The organism is Magnetospira sp. QH-2, assembly GCF_000968135.1.
GTDB lineage: Bacteria > Pseudomonadota > Alphaproteobacteria > Rhodospirillales > Magnetospiraceae > Magnetospira.
In genome coordinates, this window is the sequence record NZ_FO538765.1 from 3506718 (window position 1) to 3527225 (window position 20508).

Annotated in this window: 14 protein-coding genes; 4 read left to right on the forward strand and 10 right to left on the reverse strand. The window is 60.6% G+C overall.

What is annotated here, in order from left to right:
• Positions 1–2: 2 nt before the first annotated feature.
• The 6 genes from prfH to MGMAQ_RS16450 form a co-directional block, all read right to left on the reverse strand.
• Positions 3–635 carry a peptide chain release factor H gene (gene prfH / locus MGMAQ_RS16425; protein WP_046022401.1) on the reverse strand — a complete coding sequence of 211 codons (633 nt, stop codon included), beginning with the start codon at positions 633–635 and terminating at the stop codon, positions 3–5.
• A complete protein-coding gene (locus MGMAQ_RS16430; protein ID WP_046022402.1) occupies positions 632–844 on the reverse strand; it encodes an RtcB family protein in 213 nt (70 codons plus the stop codon). The genes prfH and MGMAQ_RS16430 overlap by 4 nt, the downstream gene beginning before the upstream one ends.
• A gap of 200 nt (positions 845–1044) precedes the next feature.
• Positions 1045–1536 carry a xanthine phosphoribosyltransferase gene (gpt, locus tag MGMAQ_RS16435; RefSeq protein WP_046022403.1) on the reverse strand — a complete coding sequence of 164 codons (492 nt, stop codon included), beginning with the start codon at positions 1534–1536 and terminating at the stop codon, positions 1045–1047.
• Positions 1536–4220, reverse strand: a complete 2685-nt coding sequence (locus MGMAQ_RS16440) for a DUF748 domain-containing protein (protein WP_046022404.1) — start codon at positions 4218–4220, stop codon at positions 1536–1538. The genes gpt and MGMAQ_RS16440 overlap by 1 nt, the downstream gene beginning before the upstream one ends.
• 11 nt (positions 4221–4231) lie before the next feature.
• Positions 4232–8965: a transporter substrate-binding domain-containing protein gene (locus tag MGMAQ_RS16445; protein ID WP_046022405.1), complete on the reverse strand. Its 4734-nt coding sequence runs from the start codon at positions 8963–8965 to the stop codon at positions 4232–4234.
• A gap of 24 nt (positions 8966–8989) precedes the next feature.
• On the reverse strand, positions 8990–9736 hold the full coding sequence (locus tag MGMAQ_RS16450) for an ABC transporter substrate-binding protein (RefSeq protein ID WP_046022406.1): 747 nt from the start codon (positions 9734–9736) through the stop codon (positions 8990–8992).
• A gap of 253 nt (positions 9737–9989) precedes the next feature.
• Between MGMAQ_RS16450 and MGMAQ_RS16455 the strand changes: the two genes are divergently transcribed.
• Both MGMAQ_RS16455 and MGMAQ_RS16460 read left to right on the forward strand, forming a co-directional pair.
• On the forward strand, positions 9990–11786 hold the full coding sequence (locus MGMAQ_RS16455; protein ID WP_046023451.1) for an ABC transporter transmembrane domain-containing protein: 1797 nt from the start codon (positions 9990–9992) through the stop codon (positions 11784–11786).
• Positions 11787–11819: 33 nt separating this feature from the next.
• Positions 11820–12035, forward strand: a complete 216-nt coding sequence (locus MGMAQ_RS16460) for a DUF3126 family protein (RefSeq protein WP_046022407.1) — start codon at positions 11820–11822, stop codon at positions 12033–12035.
• On the opposite strand, the gene tgt is transcribed toward MGMAQ_RS16460, so the two are convergent.
• Both tgt and queA read right to left on the reverse strand, forming a co-directional pair.
• Complete coding sequence (gene tgt, locus MGMAQ_RS16465; RefSeq protein ID WP_046022408.1) at positions 11994–13160, reverse strand: tRNA guanosine(34) transglycosylase Tgt; 1167 nt, start codon at positions 13158–13160, stop codon at positions 11994–11996. The two genes, MGMAQ_RS16460 and tgt, sit on opposite strands and share 42 nt — an antisense overlap.
• A complete protein-coding gene (queA, locus tag MGMAQ_RS16470) occupies positions 13157–14188 on the reverse strand; it encodes a tRNA preQ1(34) S-adenosylmethionine ribosyltransferase-isomerase QueA (RefSeq protein WP_046022409.1) in 1032 nt (343 codons plus the stop codon). The genes tgt and queA overlap by 4 nt, the downstream gene beginning before the upstream one ends.
• 80 nt (positions 14189–14268) lie before the next feature.
• Between queA and MGMAQ_RS16475 the strand changes: the two genes are divergently transcribed.
• Complete coding sequence (locus MGMAQ_RS16475) at positions 14269–15615, forward strand: MATE family efflux transporter (protein WP_046022410.1); 1347 nt, start codon at positions 14269–14271, stop codon at positions 15613–15615.
• 259 nt (positions 15616–15874) lie between these two features.
• Here the strand turns inward: MGMAQ_RS16475 and MGMAQ_RS16480 are convergent, their stop codons facing one another.
• The gene (locus MGMAQ_RS16480; RefSeq protein ID WP_046020119.1) at positions 15875–16906 is read right to left on the reverse strand and encodes an IS110 family transposase; all 1032 of its coding nucleotides are present in this window, start codon (positions 16904–16906) and stop codon (positions 15875–15877) included.
• 277 nt (positions 16907–17183) lie between these two features.
• A complete protein-coding gene (locus MGMAQ_RS16485) occupies positions 17184–19388 on the reverse strand; it encodes a HEAT repeat domain-containing protein (protein ID WP_046022411.1) in 2205 nt (734 codons plus the stop codon).
• Positions 19389–19599: 211 nt separating this feature from the next.
• On the opposite strand from MGMAQ_RS16485, the gene MGMAQ_RS16490 reads away from it, so the two are divergent.
• Positions 19600–20298, forward strand: a complete 699-nt coding sequence (locus tag MGMAQ_RS16490; protein WP_148561001.1) for a hypothetical protein — start codon at positions 19600–19602, stop codon at positions 20296–20298.
• Positions 20299–20508 lie beyond the last annotated feature (210 nt).

The following is a 20508-nucleotide window of genomic DNA, read 5'->3' on the forward strand; positions in this document are numbered from 1 at the left end:
GATCAGTCTGCGGGAACGAATTTTTTCCCTTTGAACCGGCGGATCGGGTTGCCACGTTCGAGTAGATTATGGTGTTGCCAGGAGTTGGTTCGGGCTTTGGCGGCGTCTTGGTGGGAGCGGTCTTCCAGCAAAGCCTGCAACCGGGCGATCGCAGCCGCCTTGTTGCGGTGTTGGGAACGTTCCCCCCTGGCCAAAACGACCAATCCCGTCGGCTTATGGATCACCCGTACCGCCGAGTCCGTGGTGTTGACATGTTGCCCTCCCGGTCCCCCGGCCTTGGTGGTTTCAATGGTCAACTCTCTCGGGTCCAAAGGACCAATCGCCCTGGTTGGCGGTTTCAGCGTTTGAATACCAACATACCAATTGCGCCGTTTGTGATGGGGCCTGAAGGGACTCGTTCCGATCCATTGTATGGATCCGTTCCACGAATCCACGAATGCGGACGATTCCCTGCCTGCCACCGAAACCACGGCGGAAGACAGCCCCTCGGGTGTTTCCTCGGCCTCCTCGATACGGACCGAGAGACCGATTTTTGCCGCCTCGCACGTAATGGTTTCGATGACCCTGGCGGCAACCCAACGGCATTCGCCGGGTCCTCGTCCCGTCGTAACCTGTAGCCAAACAGTTTCGCTCATGACTTTCTCCGGACCTTAGAGGTCAGAATGGGCCGGAAGGTGGCGATGATCGTGCATAGTCCCGCCTCGACCAAATCGGCCACCACAGGGTCGATGGCCTTATAGGCCTCGGGTGCTTTTTCCACCAACAACTTGCGATCTTCACAGATGACCCGGCGGCCCAATGCCGTTCGGGTCAGATCGCTCAGGAAGCCCCGGGAATCCTCCACGGATTATGGGCGGCGAGCCTTCCTGGCCGTCAAGACAATGCGACCGGAATTTCTTTAGAAAGTCCCCCGAGAGGGAAGGTTGGAATACTGTGACATGATCACGCCTCCCTGCTGGATGAAAAAGGATGATGCGATCTTAACACGAACTATCCACAAAACAATAGGATTGTTTGTTGGCGGGGCGATACGGCCCTCACCCCCTACCCCCTGGCCAGCGGCACCACATACTGCAAATCCGTGTCCCAGGGGAAGAACACCCATTGGTCCTGTGGCACTTCGTGCAGGAAGGTATCCACCAGAGGCTGACCCTCGGGCTTGGCGTAGAGGGTGGCGAAATGAGCCTTGGGCAGCAGGTCGCGGGCGGCCTTGAGCGTCGTGCCCGTGTCCACCAGATCATCGATCAAAAGCCAGCCTTCGCCCTGTTCCGCCGCCGCCGTTTCGGGGGCTTTGAGAATGGTGGCCTGGGTACCGATTTCCTGTTCTTCATAGGTGGAAATGCACAGGGTATCGATCAGCCGCATATCCATCTCCCGGGCCACGATGGCCGCCGGGACCAGGCCGCCCCGGGTCAGGGCGACAATGCCTTTCCAGTTCTGCCCCGAGAGCAGTTTGCGCACCAGATACTTGGCGTCCCGGTGCACGTCGGGCCAGGTGACGATCATGCCGTCCGTATCGGTGATGGGAGTTGGCATCAGAAGGTAATCTCCACTCTTGGGGCTTGGGTGTCCTTGGCGTCGAACAGGCTGCGGCATTCGGCCAGCCGGGCGGCGTCGATGGCGTGGGTATCGATAATGGACTGTTTCATGTTGCGTGCCCGGGCGACGGCCAGATCCTCGAGGCTGGCGCGGATCTGTTTGTCCAGGGACTCGCGCTCCTCGGGCGTCAGTTCCGGATCGACGGCTTTTTTCTTGTCCTTCAACGCTTGTTCCGTTTTCAGCAACAAGGCATCGGCATAGGCCTGGGCGGCAACCACGGCCTGGTCTTCCCCCGTGGCGCGCCCGCACAGCCGGATCACCAGCTTGGGTCGTTCGCTCAGCACCAGCGCTAACTGATCTCCATGGGCCAGGGCCTCCGGGGTCAACGTCCCCTGACCCGGCGGGAATGACACCGGCTTGAAATCGACGCCACCATCTTCGGATTCGGCGATCAACGCAATCAGCGCCGCCGGGGGGAACAAGACCTTGAAGATCCCCCCCGCCGCTGCCTGAACCGCCCCGCCCACGGCCTGACCGATGGCATCGCTGAGGTCGAAATCGGGCTCGGCCAGATTGCCGGTAATGGGCAAGGCAATGCTGATGTGACCATTCCCGTCTTCGAGCAGCCCGACCACCGTTTCCACCGGCATGCCCACCTGATCGGAGAGCTTCTTGCGGTCCTCTTCGGACAGCGGCGTGAAGGCCAGCTTGTCCAGGGCAATATCCAGCTTGGAGTCCAATTGGCCATCGGTCGCCTTGCCGGATCCGGAGACTCCCAAACGCCCGCCGTCCAGGTGCATGCCCACCGCCCGAGCCGCATAGGGCGACAATGACGGCAGATCGAGGGTCTCGATGGAACCGGTCAGATCAAAGGAGATTTGTTCTCCCAACGGTTTGGCCCAGCCGCTCACGACCAAGGGCGCGAATTGGTTGATCTTGCCGCGCAGGTCCAGGGTCAAGGGCTGGTCCGGTCGGTCGTTGCTGAGGTTTTCCAGCAGGAAGGTTTCCAGCTCCAGCTGCGCCTTGACCGGTGGTTCGACGGAACCGTCCGAGAAGGTGAGACGACTGGCCTTGTCCAAATCCACCCGGTCAATGCGCAGGCTCAAGGGCATCCCTTCCGCCTCGGGTGCGCTCGCGTCACCGGCATCAGGTGCGGCGGCCATCGTTGCCACTTTGTCGGTCAAGCTCAGATCCAGACCTTCCCCGCCGAGGCGAGCCAGTTGGATCGCCAGGCCACCATTCCCGCCTAAACTGAATAGAATATTTTCAAGGGACACTTTAGTTATTTTTGCCAAGACCGCATTGTCTGGAAGTTTGGCCTCGATTCCTTGAATATCCAGGTTGCTTTCCCCGCGCAGGGTGAGGGCGCCGGCCCCATCGGCATCCACTTGCAGCGCGGCGACACTTACCCGGCCCTGATCGGTCTTGACGGCGGTATCCCCGCTCAGGACCGCCTCGCGCCAAGTCACGGTTGGTTTAGACAGCACGGAAAGCAGGCCGTCGCTGTCCCTGCTCAGGGCCAACCCGGCGTCCTCCAAAACAGCCTCGGCCAGCGTGGCGATTCGTGGTTGGCTCATGGCCAGACCCTGAAGCGTGAGCGCGGGTTTACCGCTTGCCCGCATCGAACCATCCGCGGCCAGGGTGGCCTCCAAGTCCGGCACAGTCAGCAACAGGCTGCCCAGGTTGGCGTTCAAGGCCTCCCCTTGCGCTATTTGCCCCTCTTTGACGGACAGGGTCATGCTGCCCTTGATGGCCTGCGCCGAGCCTGTTTTCGCCGCGCCGTCAAAACCCAAAGTCACGCCCGCCAGGGAAACCGTGCCCAGATCGGCCTGACTGATCTTTAACTTGTCGCCCCGCAGATCCAGCTTGCCGGTGGCTGCCCCCTCGCCAGAGGCAGGCAGGTCAATACGCAGATCCCAATCCAGGCCCCCGACCCCGTGCTGCGGTCCCAGATCCGGATTGCCGACCAAGGGCGTGAGCCGCGCCAGGGTGATCCCGGCCAATTGCCCCTTGGTGCCGATTTTCAGGGTCTTGGCAAAGGGATTGGCGGTCCCGCTGGCATTGAGATCCATGTCATTGATCTGCCCGGCCACCTCGAACCGCCCCGGTTGGTCCGGCTGCCAGCCAAAGAATTTATCCAGGCTCACCCGATCCAGGCGCAGGTCGGCTTTCAGGCCCGCCGCCTTATCTTCGAAACGGATGCGGCTATCTGCGAGAACCAACTGATCCAGGCCGGGAAGCCAGGGTTCGGCGTCGGGTTCGAGGGGCGCTTGTTCTCCCATGGGCAAGACCACATCGTTCAGTCGCAGCCCGCCCGATTCATCACGCACCAAAGTCAAGTCGATGCCGCCGATTTCCAAACTTCGCACCCACAACCGCCGATCCCACAGGGCTGCAAGATCATAGCGCAGAGTCAGGCGTTCGATGCGCAGGGGAGTCTCCTCCTTGCGCTGCAAGGCGACGGGCCCGAAGCGGACTTCGCGCTCCCACCAATCCAGATCCAGGGTCTCCAACCCTTTGGGACTGAAACCAAGAGTCCGGAGTTCTTTTTCCGCCAGGTTGGCGGCAATGGGCCCGGCCCCGGCCAACAGGGCCAGGACAATCAACAGCAGTCCAAGGACGATCCCGCCGACGATGGACAACTTTCGGCGGAACGCCGGTCTTTCGGATGGTGCATTCATGATGGGAGGACTTACACCCGGAAGCCAATCACCGCAACATCGTCCCGACGGCGCTGATCCCCCTGATAGGCGATCAGGGCTTCGTGGATGTGATCCCGTTGCACCGCCATGGGTTTGTCGAAGTACTCAAGCAAAACACTCTTGAAGCGTTTTTTGCCGAACATGCGGCCGCGCGCGCCGCCCACCTGATCAATCATGCCGTCGGTGGTCAGATAGAAACTCTTGCCCGCCACATCGTCCACGCGGGTTTCCCGGTATTCCTGGTCGAAGGGAATACCGCGATAGCCAATGCCGGACTTGGTGCCCCGGATGATTTCCACCTCCAACCCGTCAGAGACAAACAGCTCGAAGCGGGCCCCGGCAAAGACCAGGGTATCCATGGTCGGGGCGAGGAAACAGGCGCCCAATTCCAACCCGTCGTCGGACTCGCCCTCCTTGCCGTGCTGACCCAGAGTCACCTGTACGAGTTGGTGGATGCGCCGCACCAGATCGCCCACGCTGCCTGTGGCCGTTTCCGTCAAGGCTTTGTCCAAGGCCCCGGTGGAAATCAATGTCATGAAGGCACCCGGGACCCCATGGCCGGTGCAATCGGCGAGGATGACCAACAGCCCGTCTCCCCACATGCGAGTCCAATAGATATCGCCTCCGACCACGTCACGGGGTTTCCACAAGACGAAATGGTCGGTGAACAGGCTTTCCATCAGTTTGCCATCGGGCAGAACCGACCGCTGAATACGGGCCGCATATTGGATACTGGCCGAGATCACTTCAAAGGCGTCTTCCAAGGCGCGTTCGGCAGCCTTGCGGGCAGAGATATCGATGAACGAGACCACCGCTCCCATGATCTCATCCCCCCGCATGATCGGCGTGGCGTGATATTCCACTTCGAAGGCGGTGTCGTCCTTGCGCCACAGGACCTCATCGTCGATGCGATAGACCGCGCCTTCGGTGAAGGATTTATACATCCAGCAGTCTTCCTGCGGATAAGGACGGCCATCGACATGGCTATGATGAATCAGCAGGTGCCCTTGTCGACCTATCATTTCCTCGGGCGTATAGCCGAGCATGGCCGTGGCCTGCGGATTGACGAAAGTTATGCGACCGTCCAGGTCGACCCCGAACACGCCCTCGCCGACGGAATTCATCAACAAGCGGATGCGCTCCTCCGACTCGGCCAACTCCTTTTCCGCTTCTTTGCGGGCGGTGATATCCATCTCGATGCCGCCATAGGCGGTCATCTTGCCATCGGCATCGAAGACCGGGAACATGGAGGACTGCAAAACGACCTCGCTGCCTTCCTTGTCGATGGAATGTTCGCGCTCCAAGAGGCCGCCTGCCTGCACCGCATCCCGGTCGAAGTTTGACAGCTTATCGGCTAGGTCATTGGGATAGATGTCGTAGAGGCTTTTGCCACGCACCTCTTCGTACCGAATGTCGTACATCTCCTCATAGCCCCGGTTGACCAGTTGGAAGCGGCCTTCCATGGTTTTAAGGAACACCACGCCGGGCAGATTATCGAGCACGGTCTGGAACAGGGCCCGGCTCTCGGCCAGTTCAGCGGTACGCTCTTCGACCCGCAGTTCCAATTGGTCACGGGCCCGCATCAAGGAGTTGCTGGCCCGTTCGCCCAGGGTCATTGTGAACAGGGTTGCGCCCACCGCCAAAACCAGCGTGGCGCCCATGATCAGGATTACCGTCCAACGCAGAATATTGTAGGTCTTGAAGGCTTCATTGACATCAATCTCAGTGGCCAGGCCCAATTCCAAATCGGTGAGCCAGGTCCAGACTCCCAAGACCGGCACCCCTCGATAGTCGGCATAGCCGCTGAGATCCTTACCGCTTCTGCCAACGACGGCGCTGGCAGCCATGCGGGTTAGGCCGGTTTTCTGAGGTTGCCGAGTCGCCTGCGGGTCCCGGGTCAGATCCCGTCCCGGATCGATGATCATGATATTGAGCATGCTGCTTTGGCCCTTGTCCAGCAGCCCCAGTTCAGCCAGCTCCGCCTCGAACCGGCTGCGCGACAGCATCAGGCCGTTGTGATCAAAGGCATAGCTTTCACCGCTCTCGCCCATGCGACCGAACTGTAAAACCTTGCTGAATTGATGCCCCGGGTCGACCCGCAAGGTCACGACAGCAATCACCCGCCCTTGGGGTCCATGGACCGGGGCGGCAAAAAACATGGTTGGCGGTGTGCGGCTGGCTCTCTGACCGTTCTGATCCAAGAAAACGTCCGATTCCAATGGCGGGATGAACACTGTCTGACCATCGAAAACCTTCTGCAACAGCTTCGGGCGCTTCTCGGCAATCAGGTTGATGGTGCCGATATTGGTGTCCCGCCTCGAAGCGATGCTGATGTGGTTGCGATCAATTATGAAGAACCCTTGGGTGTCGAGCGTCTCCTCGTTGCGAGCAAAGAAGTTCCGCACTTCGCCCAACGGCCCGGAACGAAGCAGTTCATCATTTTGGGCGGGAATGGATAGCAGCCGTTGGGTGATGGCCACCAATTCTTGATTGTTGCCGACCTGCTCGACGATCCTCTTCTGTTGCTCCGCCCACAAACGCAGGCGCTCCACGGTGGAGGTGTGAATTGCTTCCAGGTCCGTGCCAATACTCTCGGAGATTTCGACCCGATTGCGATCCAAAACGATCCAAGAGATCACCACCACGATCATGGCCAGCAGTCCCAGGCCGGTCATGATCGACAGGCGGACTTTTCGCGATCCCATCTGACGGGCCAGGCGCTCGTCATCCAACGAGCTCATCATCCGGTTCACCAACACGGCCAGGGCAACGAATATGCCCACGGCCAAGGCGATCAGCCCCCAAAGCTTACCGGCATCATCGTCACGCTCATCCACCACTTGGGCCCGGGTCTGGTCGGTGCTTATCCAAGCATCCAGGATTCGCTTGCGCTCGGATTGCGCAATGGTGGCCAGCCCTTTGTTCAATATGGAGACCAGCAGCGGCCAATCGGAGCGCACGCATATTTTCAATTGAGCCGGGGCCACGCCGGCATGGCTGACGATATGCAGATTGGTCAGGCCCTGGGTACGCATGAGATGGTCGACGACTCCGAGGTTCCCCACATAGGATTCCACTTGTCCATCGAGGACCGCCCTGAGACCCGCCAAAGGACTGTCCACTTCGAGCACCGTCAGACCGGGGAACTTCTCCCGCATGGCGGAAATGACCGCATAGCCTTTCACCATGGCCACGCGACTGGCCAACAGATCGTTGGGCCCCTTGATCAAGTCGGAATTCTCGCGGGAAACGATGACCCAGGGCACGGTGGCCAAGGTCTCGGTGAATCGGAGGTATTTCTCGCGCTCCGGTGTCGCGGAACAGACGGAAATAATATCCAACTGGCGGTTCTTTGCTTTTTGCAGAACCTCGGACCACGTCAAGTCTTCCTGCAGCTTCAGTCGCAGCCCCAACCGTTGCGCCAGGAGCCCCAGAAACTCCGCCGATATCCCGTCATGGCGACCGTTCTCGTTGATCAGATCATAGGGGGGCCAGGCCCTGTCCACGCCCAACCGCAATTCTTGATGATCGATCAGCCAAGCCGTCTCCTCATCGGTCAGGGTCACCCTTGGATCCAGCTGCAACGATTCCCCGGCGGCCTTGAACCAGCGGGCCTGAATTAGCTGACGCTCTTCCTTGGTGATGGCGGCGACACCCTTCTCCAAGATCGAAGCGAGTATGGGCAAGTCCTTGCGGGTGGCGATGTTGAGCAAGGCGAATTCAGGATCGCCAAGCTTGACTTCACCCGACACCGCCAGGTCGCTCATCATATGTTCGTCCATCAAATGGGAGAACACCGCCAGTTCACCAAAAGCCGCATCCGCCGTGCCAAACTGGACGGCCTTCATGCTATCCAGCGTATTGTCCACCGGCAAAACCGTGATTTCCGGATAGTCGCGCTTAAGGATCTCCTCGTAGAAGAAGCCTTTGGGCACCGACACCGTTTTATCGAATAGATCCTGCAAGGTTTTGTAAGGGGTTTCGGCCTTGCTGAGGATGGTATTGGGATTGTTGGCGTAGGGCTCGGTATAGAGCAAGTACTTCTGCCGTTCCGGAGTCTTGACGATGTTGAGCATGACCTCCAGGTCACCCTGCTTCATCATCTCCAGGAACTCGTTCCAGGTCGGTCCGGTGACATACTCGATATTCAGCCCGGCCTTCTCGGCCAGCAGATTCATATAGTCGATGGAGAAACCCTTGGGCCGGCCATCCACCGCGAAATTGAACGGCGGCCAATCGGTCTCGTTATGCACTCGAATGCGGGGATTGGCGGCAATCCAGGACCTCTCCTCGGCACTCAATGTGACCACCGAGGCATCGGAATAAAAGACCTTGATCGTGCCGACTTGTTCGCCATCGAACGACGAAACGGCGGTAAACTGGCTAAGATCAAGCAGGCCTTGCGGAATGGGCTGCCCAAAGACAAGCTCTTCGTTGTCCCGGTAGTAGGTGAGAAGCTGTTCTTGATCGATACTTTCCGTGACGACGAGAGCCTTGACCTCGGGCTTTTCACCCAGATAGCTCTCCAAAACCGCAACCAACTGATCTTCGTCGAGATTATAAATCGCCTTACTGGCAAACGATGCGATCTTGTCAGCGGCGTTTTGACCGTTGTCGTCCGAGCCCGCCGCCGGCGCGCCGAGGCTTACGCAGAACAAAGTCAGCAGAAAAAACGTGCCAAAACAATGGGAAAGAAGTCTTTTCACATTCTTGACCGCCACCATGAGGAATCCCGGCGCATGAGGAAATCACCGGTCATATTTTTTGAGGATGGCGTCAATGACGCCGTCATCCTTTAGCTCGTCCAACGCGGTCTGCCATTGATAGATGATGCGGCTGTCGGTTTCCTTGTTGAAAGCGATATAGAGGAACCCGGACATGATCGATACATCGGGGATGGCCTCAATCTGATCCAGCAGGCCCTCTTTCTTGGCGCTGTAGATCCCCGCGTAGTAGGCCGTCGGCCAGACATCCACCCGGCCCTTGGTCAGCCGCCGAAGGTTTTTGTCGTCACTGCCACTTTTCAACACATCGAGATTGGTGAAGCCCATATTAGTAAGAATTTCATGGGTGGCCACATTCTTTGTCACGCCGATCTTGGGGATCTCGCGCGCGGCCTCCAGGGAATCGACCATGACATCGGTCCCTTTTTTCTTGAAAAACACCATTTCCAGCTTGGAAAGCGGTCCGACCCATTTGAATTTGTCTTCGCGCTCCGGTGTTCGGGCGGTCGAAAACAGCGCCCGGTTCGGCTTTTTCGATACCAGCTTGAGAGCGCGGCTCCAGGGCAGAACCTCGATTTGGTCCCGGTTGCCCACCTTGTTTTGCAGGGCCTGTACAATCTCGATGGAGATCCCGGTAATTTTTTTGTTCTCGCCTTCCCCTGCATAAAATTGGTAGGGCGCAAATTCCTCTGTCATCAACTCAATGGAATCGCTGGCCAGGGATTGGCTGGACCAAATCACTGATAAAAAAAGCAAAAACAAAAACCTCATGGCACCAGGCTCCCCTCGAAATCCCGACAAAAAGTAAATGCGACCCCATACGCCCCAAGGGGCATCGCCCCGCTACGGAATGGTCCGCTTTCCCCTATAACCTGTCATTTAATCTGATTCTTCGTACCCGTGCAACGACGTGGCCTCAGACTGTTTTACCGCCAGGATTTCTTCGCAAGGAAACGGTTTAACTTTGTCCTGATCGAAGCGACGCGCTATGCAGGGAAACGATCCCCTGTCATTGGAGCCCCTCTTGGCCGAGTCCGCCTCTCCCGACCGCCCCACTTCGGAGCGCCCCAAAAGCCGCAATGTGCGGATTCTGGCGCGCCTGTTCGGTTTTTTGCGGCCCTATTGGGGTCGGGTCATCGGCGCCATGATCGCCCTGACCGTCACCGCGGGCGCCACCCTCGGACTCGGTCAAGGCTTGAAACAATTGATCGATGGCGGCTTTTCCGCCGGGCGTCCGGAGGCCTTGGATCAGGCTTTGGTGTTCCTTTTGGCCTTGGCGGTGATCATGGCCTTTGGGACTTTCGCCCGGTTCTATCTGGTGTCCTGGATCGGCGAGCGGGTGGTGGCGGACCTGCGTCACGCCGTTTTTGATCGCATAGTCCATATGCATACGGGCTTTTTCGAGACCACCAAGACCGGCGAAATTCTCTCCCGCCTGACCACCGACACCACCTTGTTGCAATCGGTGATCGGGTCGTCGGCCTCCATGGCCTTGCGCAACACCCTGAACTTCCTCGGCGGCATGGTGATGCTTTTTGTCACCAATGCCCGGCTGACCATGCTTGTGCTGCTGGTGGTGCCGGTGGTGGTGGCGCCGATCATCCTGTTTGGCCGCAAGGTGCGGAGGCTTTCCAAGGAAAGTCAGGACCGGGTGGCCGGGGTGGGTGCCTTTGCCGAGGAATCCTTTAACGCCATCCATACGGTGCAGGCCTTTACCCACGAGGCCGCCGATTGCCGCCGCTTTGGGGCCGAAGTGGAAGATGCCTTTACCACCGCCTTGCGGCGTATCGGGGCGCGCAGCATCCTGACCGCGACGGTGATCTTGTTGGTATTCAGTGCCATCGGCGTGATTCTCTGGGTTGGCGGACGGGATTTATTGGCGGGAGACATCACCAGTGGCGAGCTCACGGCGTTCATTTTCTACGCGGTTATCGTCGCCTTTTCCGTTGGCGTTATCAGCGAGGTATTCGGTGAATTGCAGCGGGCCGCTGGTGCTACGGAACGGCTGATGGAAATCCTGGAGACGCGCTCCGACATCATCGTCGCCGACCCGGTCACGCCGCTGCCGGTTCCAGCCCGGGGCGCGGTCACCTTCGAGTCCGTGACCTTCCACTACCCCTCGCGTCCTGACCATGCGGCGCTGGAGGAGTTCAGCCTTGATGTCCCGCCCGGTGAAACCCTGGCCCTGGTCGGACCGTCGGGGGCGGGTAAGACCACCTTGTTGCAGTTGCTGCTGCGCTTCTTCGATCCCGATACCGGCCGGGTCCTTCTTGATGGGATCGATCTCCGTCAGGCCGATCCACAGGAAGCGCGTGGCCATATGGCACTGGTGCCGCAAGATCCGGTGATTTTCGCCGCCGATGGCTGGGAGAATATCCGCTACGGCAATCCCGACGCCAATGACGACGCAGTGCGGCGGGCAGCGGACGCGGCGGCGGCGTCAGAGTTCCTCGACAAGCTGCCCGAGGGCTTCAACACCTTCCTGGGCGAAAAGGGCGCGCGGCTGTCGGGGGGGCAGAAACAACGGGTGGCCATTGCCCGCGCCCTCTTGCGCGATCCTTCGGTTCTACTGCTTGATGAAGCCACCAGCGCCCTGGATGCCGAAAACGAACGCATCGTGCAGGCCGCCTTGGACAAACTGATGATCGGGCGGACCACCCTGGTCATCGCCCACCGGCTGGCCACGGTGGTCAATGCCGATCGGATCGCCGTCATTGAAGGCGGACAGTTGGTGGCCACGGGCAAGCATGGGGAGCTCCTCGAAAGCTCTCCCCTCTACGCCCAATTGGCAAGGCTGCAATTCGCGCCGGATCTGTTATAAAACGCCGAGACTCGCAAAAGGAGAGACGATTCCATGAAGCCCGACGAAATCGGCAAGGTGCAAAGCTACCTGCGCAAGACCTTTAACAACAATAGTATTTCCATCGCGCCTCCGGCCAAACCCAGCGCCCCTGTCGAGGTCTCCATCGGTGAGGAGTTCATCGGCGTGCTACACCGGGACGAGGAAGATGGCGAAGTCTCCTTCCAGTTACTGATGACCATTCTGGACATCGACCTGGAAGACGTCTGACGACATAGGCTCTATGTCGCCGCTGGCCTGCACCGCATGGAAGTGAGCGGCGAAGGCATCCAGGGTCCCGGCCTCAATGGCGGCGCGCAGGTCTTTCATCAGATCCTGATAGTGTTGCAGGTTATGCCGCGTTAGCAGCATCGGCCCAAGCATTTCCTTGGCCCGTACAAGATGGTGCAGATAGGCCCGGGAGTATTGCCGGCACGCCGGGCAGGAACAGCCTTCCTCGATGGGGCGGGGATCATCCTTGTGCCGGGCGTTGCGTAGATTAAGCGGACCGCGCCGGGTGAAGGCCTGACCCGTGCGCCCCGACCGGGTCGGCATGACGCAATCGAACATATCGATACCCCGCCGCACCGCCTCGACGATATCCGCCGGGGTACCGACGCCCATCAGGTAGTGGGGCCGATCCACCGGCAGTAAGGGCACGGTGAAATCCAGCACACTGAGGGTTGTCTCTTGATCCTCGCCCACCGCCAGACCGCCCACCGCATAGCCGTCAAAGCCGATATTGACCAAATCCGCGGCGCTTTCGGCGCGCAGGTCCGCATGCACGCCCCCTTGGACGATGCCGAACAGGCCATATCCGGGACGTTGCTGAAAGGCATGCCGCGAGCGCAGCGCCCAGCGACTGGTCAGGTGCAGGCTTTTCGCGATCTGGTCCTTGTCGGTGCCGAACTTGGGGCATTCATCCAACACCATGGTGATATTGGAATCCAACAGGTGTTGGATCTCCACCGAGCGCTCGGGAGTCAGGTGGTGATAGGCGCCATCCACATGGGAGCGAAAGGTCACGCCGTCTTCGGTCAACTTGCGCAGGTCAGACAGGGACATGACTTGAAAACCGCCGGAATCGGTGAGGATGGTCTGATTCCAGTTCATGAATTTATGCAGCCCGCCAAGCCGCGCCACCCGTTCGGCGCTGGGCCTGAGCATCAGGTGATAGGTATTGCCCAGGACGATCTCGGCGCCGGTTTCGGCCACCTGTTCGGGATACATGGCCTTGACCGTTCCCGCCGTCCCCACCGGCATGAAGGCCGGAGTTTCGGCGCTGCCATGGGCGCTGGTCAGGCGACCGCGTCGGGCCGCGCCGTCGGTGGCCAGAATCTCAAAACCGATTGTCATGACTCCCCCCGTTCCAGCAGGCAGCCATCGCCGTAGGAATAGAACCGATACTGTTGCGCCACCGCATGAGCATAGGCTGCCTTCATACGCTCGGTCCCGGCAAAAGCGCAGACCAGCATGAAAAGTGTGGACCGCGGCAAATGGAAATTGGTCATCAACAGATCCACCGCCCTGAACTGGAACCCCGGATAGATGAAGATATCCGTCTCGCCCTGAAACGGCTGCACGATTCCCTGATCATCCACCGCCGATTCCAATAGCCGTAAAGAGGTGGTCCCCACCGCGACGATCCGGCCCCCTTGGGCTCGGGTGTGGTTGACCGCCGCGGCCACTTCCTCGGATATCTCGCCCCATTCGGCGTGCATCTTATGCTCTTCGACCCGCTCCACCTTGACCGGCAGAAAGGTCCCGGCCCCCACATGCAGGGTCAGGCGCTGGTTTTTGACTCCCCGGTCATCCAATTTTCGCAGCAAGTCGGGGGTGAAGTGCAAACCGGCGGTGGGGGCGGCCACGGCGCCGTCACGGGCGGCGAACAGGGTTTGATAGTCGTCCCGATCCCGCGCGTCTCCGTGGCCCTGACGGATATAGGGCGGGAGCGGCATGATGCCCCATTGCTCCAAGGCCGCGATCAGATCGCCGCCGCTGCGATCAAAGGTAAGCAGGACCTCGCCCATATCGCCTTTTTCAGTCACCTGGGCGGCAAACCGGTCATTGAACCGCAGCTCGTCACCTGGCCGCAGCTTGCGGGCCGGACGGGCAAAAGCATGCCAGGCATCGGGGCCTGCTTGTTTGTGCAGAGTCACTTCGACCTTGGCCTCTCCGCGTTTTCCGGCGAGACGGGCCGGGATCACCCGGGTATCGTTGGACAGCAACAAATCGCCGGGCCGCAACTGCTCGACCAGGTCGGTCATGCCCCGGTCGGCCAGCATCGCACCCACATGCAATAACCGGGCACTATCGCGGGGTACCGCCGGGCGCTGGGCGATGAGCTCGCGAGGCAGCTCGAAATCGAAAAGGTCCACATCCATGGCGGCGCACCCTACACGGGCCAAGGCCAATGGGAAAGCCCCGCTTGCGGACGAGGCCCGAAGCGCCCATAAGGACCTCCATGTCAACGCTCCCGCGTATTCTTCGGCATTTGGCCGAACTGTCCCGTCTGGCCTGGCCCGTGATCATTTCCCGCTCCGGAATCATGGTCATGGCCCTGGTGGATACGGTCATGGTCGGCCGCTATTCGACCACCGAACTGGCCTATCAGGGGCTGGGCTGGGCGCCGGCGACGACTCTGACCCTGATCGGAATTGGATTGCTGTTGGGCACCCTTGTTTTGGCGGCGGAGGCCACGGGCGGCGGTCGCGACGCCGAAAGCGGCGCGGCCTGGCGTCATGGCATGACCTTGTCGTTGGTCGTCGGCGTGCCTTGCGCGGTGTTGTCCCTGTTCGGCGAGGAATTCTTCCTGCTCACCGGCCAGACCCCGGGATTGGCCGAAGGGTCCGGGCGGGTGATGGCGGTCTTCGGACTGGGTATCCCCCTGACGTTCACCTTTTTTGCCACCACCTTTTTCCTCGAAGGCATCGGGCGGCCCCTGCCGGGCATGATCGCCATGGCCATCGCCAATGTGGGCAATATGGGGCTCAATTGGCTGCTGATCGGTGGCGAGATGGGTTTCCCCGCCTTGGGGGCCGAAGGCGCCGCCTGGGGCACCACCATTGCCCGGGGCGTGGTGGCCGTGGGGTTGGTGATCTATCTGTGGTTCATGGCGGATCATGCGCGCTTTGCGGTTCGACAAAGGGCGAAAGGAGGCTGGGCAGGCTGGAAGCTACAGCGACAGCTGGGCTATGCGGCGGGGATCGCCATCGGCGCCGAGTCCCTGGCCTTCGGGCTGGTCAACGTGTTTGCCGGATGGCTGGGCGAGGAAGCCCTGGCGGCATTTTCCATTGCCTTCAATATGATGTCGGTGGTCTTTACCGCCGCCCTGGGCATCGGCGCGGCGGCGGCGGTACGCGTGGGCACGGCCTGGGGCCGCAAGGACCCGGCGGACATGGCCCTGGCCGGATGGGTCGGGATCAGTGCCAATACGGCGGTCATGATTCTATGCGGCGGGTCCTACATCCTTTTTGCCGAAGCCTTGGTCGGCATCTATTCCACCGATCCCGCCATTATTGCCCTGGCCATTCCCTTGGTCTATGTGGCGGCCCTGGCGCTGATCCCCGACGGCGGCCAGGTGGTGATGGCCAATGCCCTGCGCGGGCGCGGCGAGACCTGGGCGACCACCGCGATCCAGAGCTTTGTCTACTTGGGGCTGATGATCCCCGGCACCTGGGCGCTGGCCATTCCGCTGGGGCGCGGCCCGGTCGGGCTGTTCGAAGGTATTCTGCTGGCCAGTCTGGTCTCCATCGGCCTACTGGCCTGGCGGTTTCAGGTCCTGGCCCGGCGGGATCGAAACAGAGCCTAACTTTAGCAGGCTGCTTCTGTAATCGAGTCTTTTGAGTCAAGCTGATTTCCAAGCCGTCGGTTTGAACCTGGGTTATGTGGCGCCCTTTGCTTCTGTCCGCGGTCGACGTCGTCGCCGCATGATGGGGATCAAGGGGGATCGGGTGCAGCAATCTGAAAAGCGTGGTCTTACGCCACTGCAGCCTGCGCGCTGTCATCCGAGCCCCGCGCGTCGCCACGCGTCCTGGCCGCCCTTCAGGCGATCTCGGTTTTCGTTGTGTTTAGATGGCGGTCTCCTCCTTGCGGTACTGGAAGTCCGTGCCGTCGATCCACATGCGATGCATGATTACGGCGAGACGCCGGGCAACGGCTACCTTGGCGCGTTTCATCCCGCGCCTTTTGGCGACCGCGAGCCCCCAGTGTTTGAGCCAGGACCAACGGCGGGTTCGAGTGAGAAGTGCATTGGCGGCCTCGAACAAAAGCCAACGAACCATGGCATCTCCGCACTTGCTGATGGGGCCGCTTCGGTCCTGCTCTCCCGAGGCGTATCTGCGTGGGACAAGCCCGAAGTGGGCGCCGACCATGACCGACTTTTGAAACCGTTCCGGCACGTCGAGTCCTGTCCTGAAAGCGAGGGCGGTAACCGGGCCGACGCCGGGAACGGTCATCAGGCGCCGGCAAACGCTATCATCGCGCGCAGCGGCATGAACCTGCCGGTCGAGCTTGTCGAGTTGTTCGAGCAAGGCTTGGCGCGCAAGCAAGAGCGGCTCGGCGGCTGCGCTGAGGTGCGGGTTATCAGCCGTCAATTCCCGAACCCGCGCCGCGAAAAGGCGTCCGCGCGCCATACCGACCTTGAGGCCGAAAGCTTTCAATGTTCCTCGTACCGTATTGGACAACTGACGGACCTGATGAACCAGGGTCTCCCGATGGGTCAGCACCATCCGGAGCTCCTGACTGCGCGCGGTCTTGACGTGGGTCGCGCGGTACAAACCGGTCCGCATCGCCTGGCTGATCAAGCGGGCGTCGCGACGGTCCGTCTTGACTGGGCTGGCGCTGGCAAAGGCCTTCATTTGCCGGGTCTCGATACAAATCACAGGGAGGCCCCGACTGGACAGTCCTGCGTACAGCCAAGGCGCCAGAGGGCCAGCTTCCAACCCAATTCGCGCAAAGCCACGCCCGCTTTCCTCGAGCCAAGTGGCGACCGCCTCGGGTGTGCTTGACACCTTGCCTTCGCGAATGACGGTTCCCTTTGCATCAATCTCACAGATCGAAATGCTTGCCATCGATACGTCCATTCCAACAAAATACTCCATGGCTGGTCTCCTCTGTTCCATGTCCAGGAATTGACCCGGATACTTGATCAAGACCGAGTGTGGAGACCAGCTGACTGTCTAGGCAATCCCTGACTGCTCGATTACCGCCATCTGAAAAAGTCCGATTTCGAGCCTGTGGCGACACATGCTTCGACAAGCTCAGCATGAGGGCCTTTGAATTTTCAACATGTTCGCCTCACCCTGAGCTTCCTCATCCCGAGCTTGTCGAGGGACGAAGGGTGAGGCGGGCCGTAGGACAACTCTTTTTAGCAGCCTGTTAAAGCTCTCCCCAGCGCACCGGCAGCCGCACATCGATGCCGGGTAGTTCGATTTCCGCCTTTTCGGCCCAGGCCAATGCGGCCCGGCTTAGGCCATCATGACCGGACAGGGCATAGAGCGCCGCCAGTTCCTGCCAGCCTTTTTCCTCCAAAAGCGTGATCAGGTCGTCACCGCTTTCGTCGCGGCCCAAGGTGATCAGGATCCGCACGGCATTGTCCATGCGCAGCCGGTCATTGGAGGCAATCTCTTGCAGCAACACCTGGCGCGCCTTGTCCCAATAGGCCAGAAGCTCCAGCCGCGCCCGGCGCCCGGCGTAATAGAGAATCCATTGCCGATCGGATTGCGGGGTCCAGCCCAGGGCCTCCAACGCCCGGGCCGCCGGAGGACTGCTCTCCCAGTCCCCCAACAGGGCGATAAGAAACGGACGGACCCGGTTGTCTCCCAGCTGACCAAGGGCCTCCACGGCTTGCGGCCAATGGCTGCCACCTTCGCCCACATGGGCCATCAACAATGGGACCGCGGCCCGGGCCGCCGGACCATAAGAGGCGATGGCACCGATAACCTCGCCATCCCCGGCCCCATGGCGTTCGAACTCGGCAATCAGAAACGGCACCGCATCCGGCAGCCGGGCGGCGCGCAGCACGGCAATGAGCGCGCGGCGACGATTGGCATCTTCCATCACGCCCAGCCCCCGCCCCAGACGCGACACGCCGGAGGGTCCCAACTGCCCCATGGCGGTGGCGGCGGCCAGAAAGACCCCTTCGTCCTTTTCATGGTGCAGTGACTGTTCGAGCACTGACAGAGCCGCCGGATCGCCAAGGCGACCCAGAATCCGGGTAGCCAACAACCGGCCCGAGGCGGACATGCCGCGCAGGCGCTTGGCCAGCGGCTCCGCCGCCGGAGCGCCGATGCGCTCCAGGGTACGCGACACCTCCGGGCGCCATTGGATGTGGCGGACCAACACCGTCGCCGCCGCCCCCCCCAAGGCGACCAAACCCTCCCAGTCCTCACTGGCGAAATGGAATTGGGCCAGGTGATCGTCGGGGACCGGGATCTCGGCCTCGCGGATCAGATCCGCCGCCGCGGCCCGGATCTCGGGATCGTCCTTGTCCAGGGCATCAAACAGTGCCAGCCGCACTTGATCCGTGCCCGCATGAGCCAGCAACGCGGCTCGCGGCCCGGTAAAGGTATAGCTGGACACCCCGGTGATATGGTCAATGAGCAGGCTTGGGCCCTGACGTCCCAGGCGCGCCATGGCCAAGGCAATGACCCGGTTGATCTCAGGACTGGGAGCCGACATCAGGGCATCATGGGCCAGATCAATCGTGGCGGTTTCCGTGTCTTGCAGATCGGCCAGGGCGGTCAGGGCCGCACCCTGGAGATCCGCATGACAGCGTTTCGCCACATCCCGCAACGACTCCACCGCCCGCCGGTCGCCTAACCGTCCCAGGGCCAGCGCCGCCGCCGCCCGCGACCGGATCTTGGGCGCCGTGATCCAGGTTTCTCCCTTGGCAGGCTGCCCGCCGGATTCGCAGCGTTTGATGATGTCGATCAAGGGCAGCACCGCGCGGCGATCTCTGATATTGCCCAAGGCGGTGGTCACCGCCACCCGCACGTGGTCATCCAAATCGGTCAACCGATTGATCAGCAGGTCCACCGCTTTTGGATCGCTGACCGTGGTAATGGCTTCAAGAACTTTTCGACCCCGGTCACTGGTTACTCCCGCCGCTTTTGCTTCGTCGAGCATCAATGGCACCGCGGGCGCGCCCAGCCGAGCCAACGCCTGGAGCGCCACATCGAAGGGAAAAGTCTCGCCCAGCCGAGTCGCCACCAAGGGAATCGCGCGGGCATCACCCAAGTTCCCCAGCGCGGCGACCAGAGCCACTTCGGTTTCCGGATCGTTGCTGTTTTTGAGTTTCTGCATCAAAGGGTCGACGGCAGAGTCGCTTTGTTGCCGGGCCAAGGCATCCACCACGGCCCGGACCACCATCGGTTCCGGTCGATTGAGGGCCCTGAGCAGGGCCTGACCGGCGCGTGGATCGGCGATATCGGCCAACTGCGCGGCGGCTGTAACCCGTTCACGGGTATCAGAAAAGCGCCCCTCCAAGTCGTCAACCAGATCGCCAACCGGATCCTCTTCACAGCCGCCAACCAATAGCAACCCACACAAAACAAAAGGATAAGCGAATGACCGCGAATTCATGATATTCCCCCCATGAGGTTTCCTGACCTCTTGGCCTCATACTAGACAAACATCAAACGTCATGGCGACTTTTCTCGGGATACCTTATCCCCAGGCCTACTCTCCTATGGGCAGAGCCTACCCAAAAGAGTAACATACAGACCAGGATGGCAACCGAATCATCCATACGGTTCCAATGTGGACCGACGCCATAAAACACGGGGAGGAAAAAATGGCTCACCCCAGCCTGAAACCGACCACCGATCCCATAGGCCTGTGCCGGGATCTGACCGTGGCGGCCATCGTCTTGTTTACCCGCGACGGCACATTGATCGATGCCAACCGGGGGTTTCTCCGCTTGTTCGGCGCCCCGGACAGCGACAACCCGCCCAGCGACATTCGGTCCATTTTCATCAATCCGGGTTTTGATCAGATCATCGATGCACCGGTTGTGAAAAAGGGATCCACGCTCTATCGCGGCTTGCTCAACATGGGTAGCCTGGACCGGGAAGTCCGCTCCTACAGAGCCCATATCCACGAACAGGACGGCCATCTGCTATTGGTTGCCGAGGAAGACATGGAAGTCTTGCGCGCCGCCAATCAGCGCCTGACCGCTCAGATGCTGCCCATGCCGCCCACACCCAGGCCCGGCACGGCCCATTTGCCCCGCAGCCACCCGGCTCCATGCCATATCAGTGCCGGATACCTGGACCTGCTTTGGCAGCAGCATCGGCGGCTCCAAAAGTCATTGGAAACATCCAGAGGACGAACCGACAAGTGGGATGAAATCCAAGACGCCACCTTGTCCCGCTCCCTCAAGCACTACTTGGGGCGCATCCCGGATTCCACGGCGGAATTTCAATCGCTCATGGCCGATGTTGCGGCCCGCTGTAAGGAAGGGAAAGAGGCACATCCGGCGCCGCCCCCGTGATGGGAGGCGACCGAACGGACCCTGTGATGGCCGCCGTAATGGCGGCGATGGGATCGGCCGCGGGGCCCGTGCAATCGGCAAACCGGTAGGCGGCAAGGGGTTCGCCCATCGAGTCGTAGACAACCCACAAATCACCGATGATTTCGGTGGTCACGGTAGCCTCTTGCTCGTCGGCCCTGACGGGCGACGACAGCAAGACAGCGACTCCCA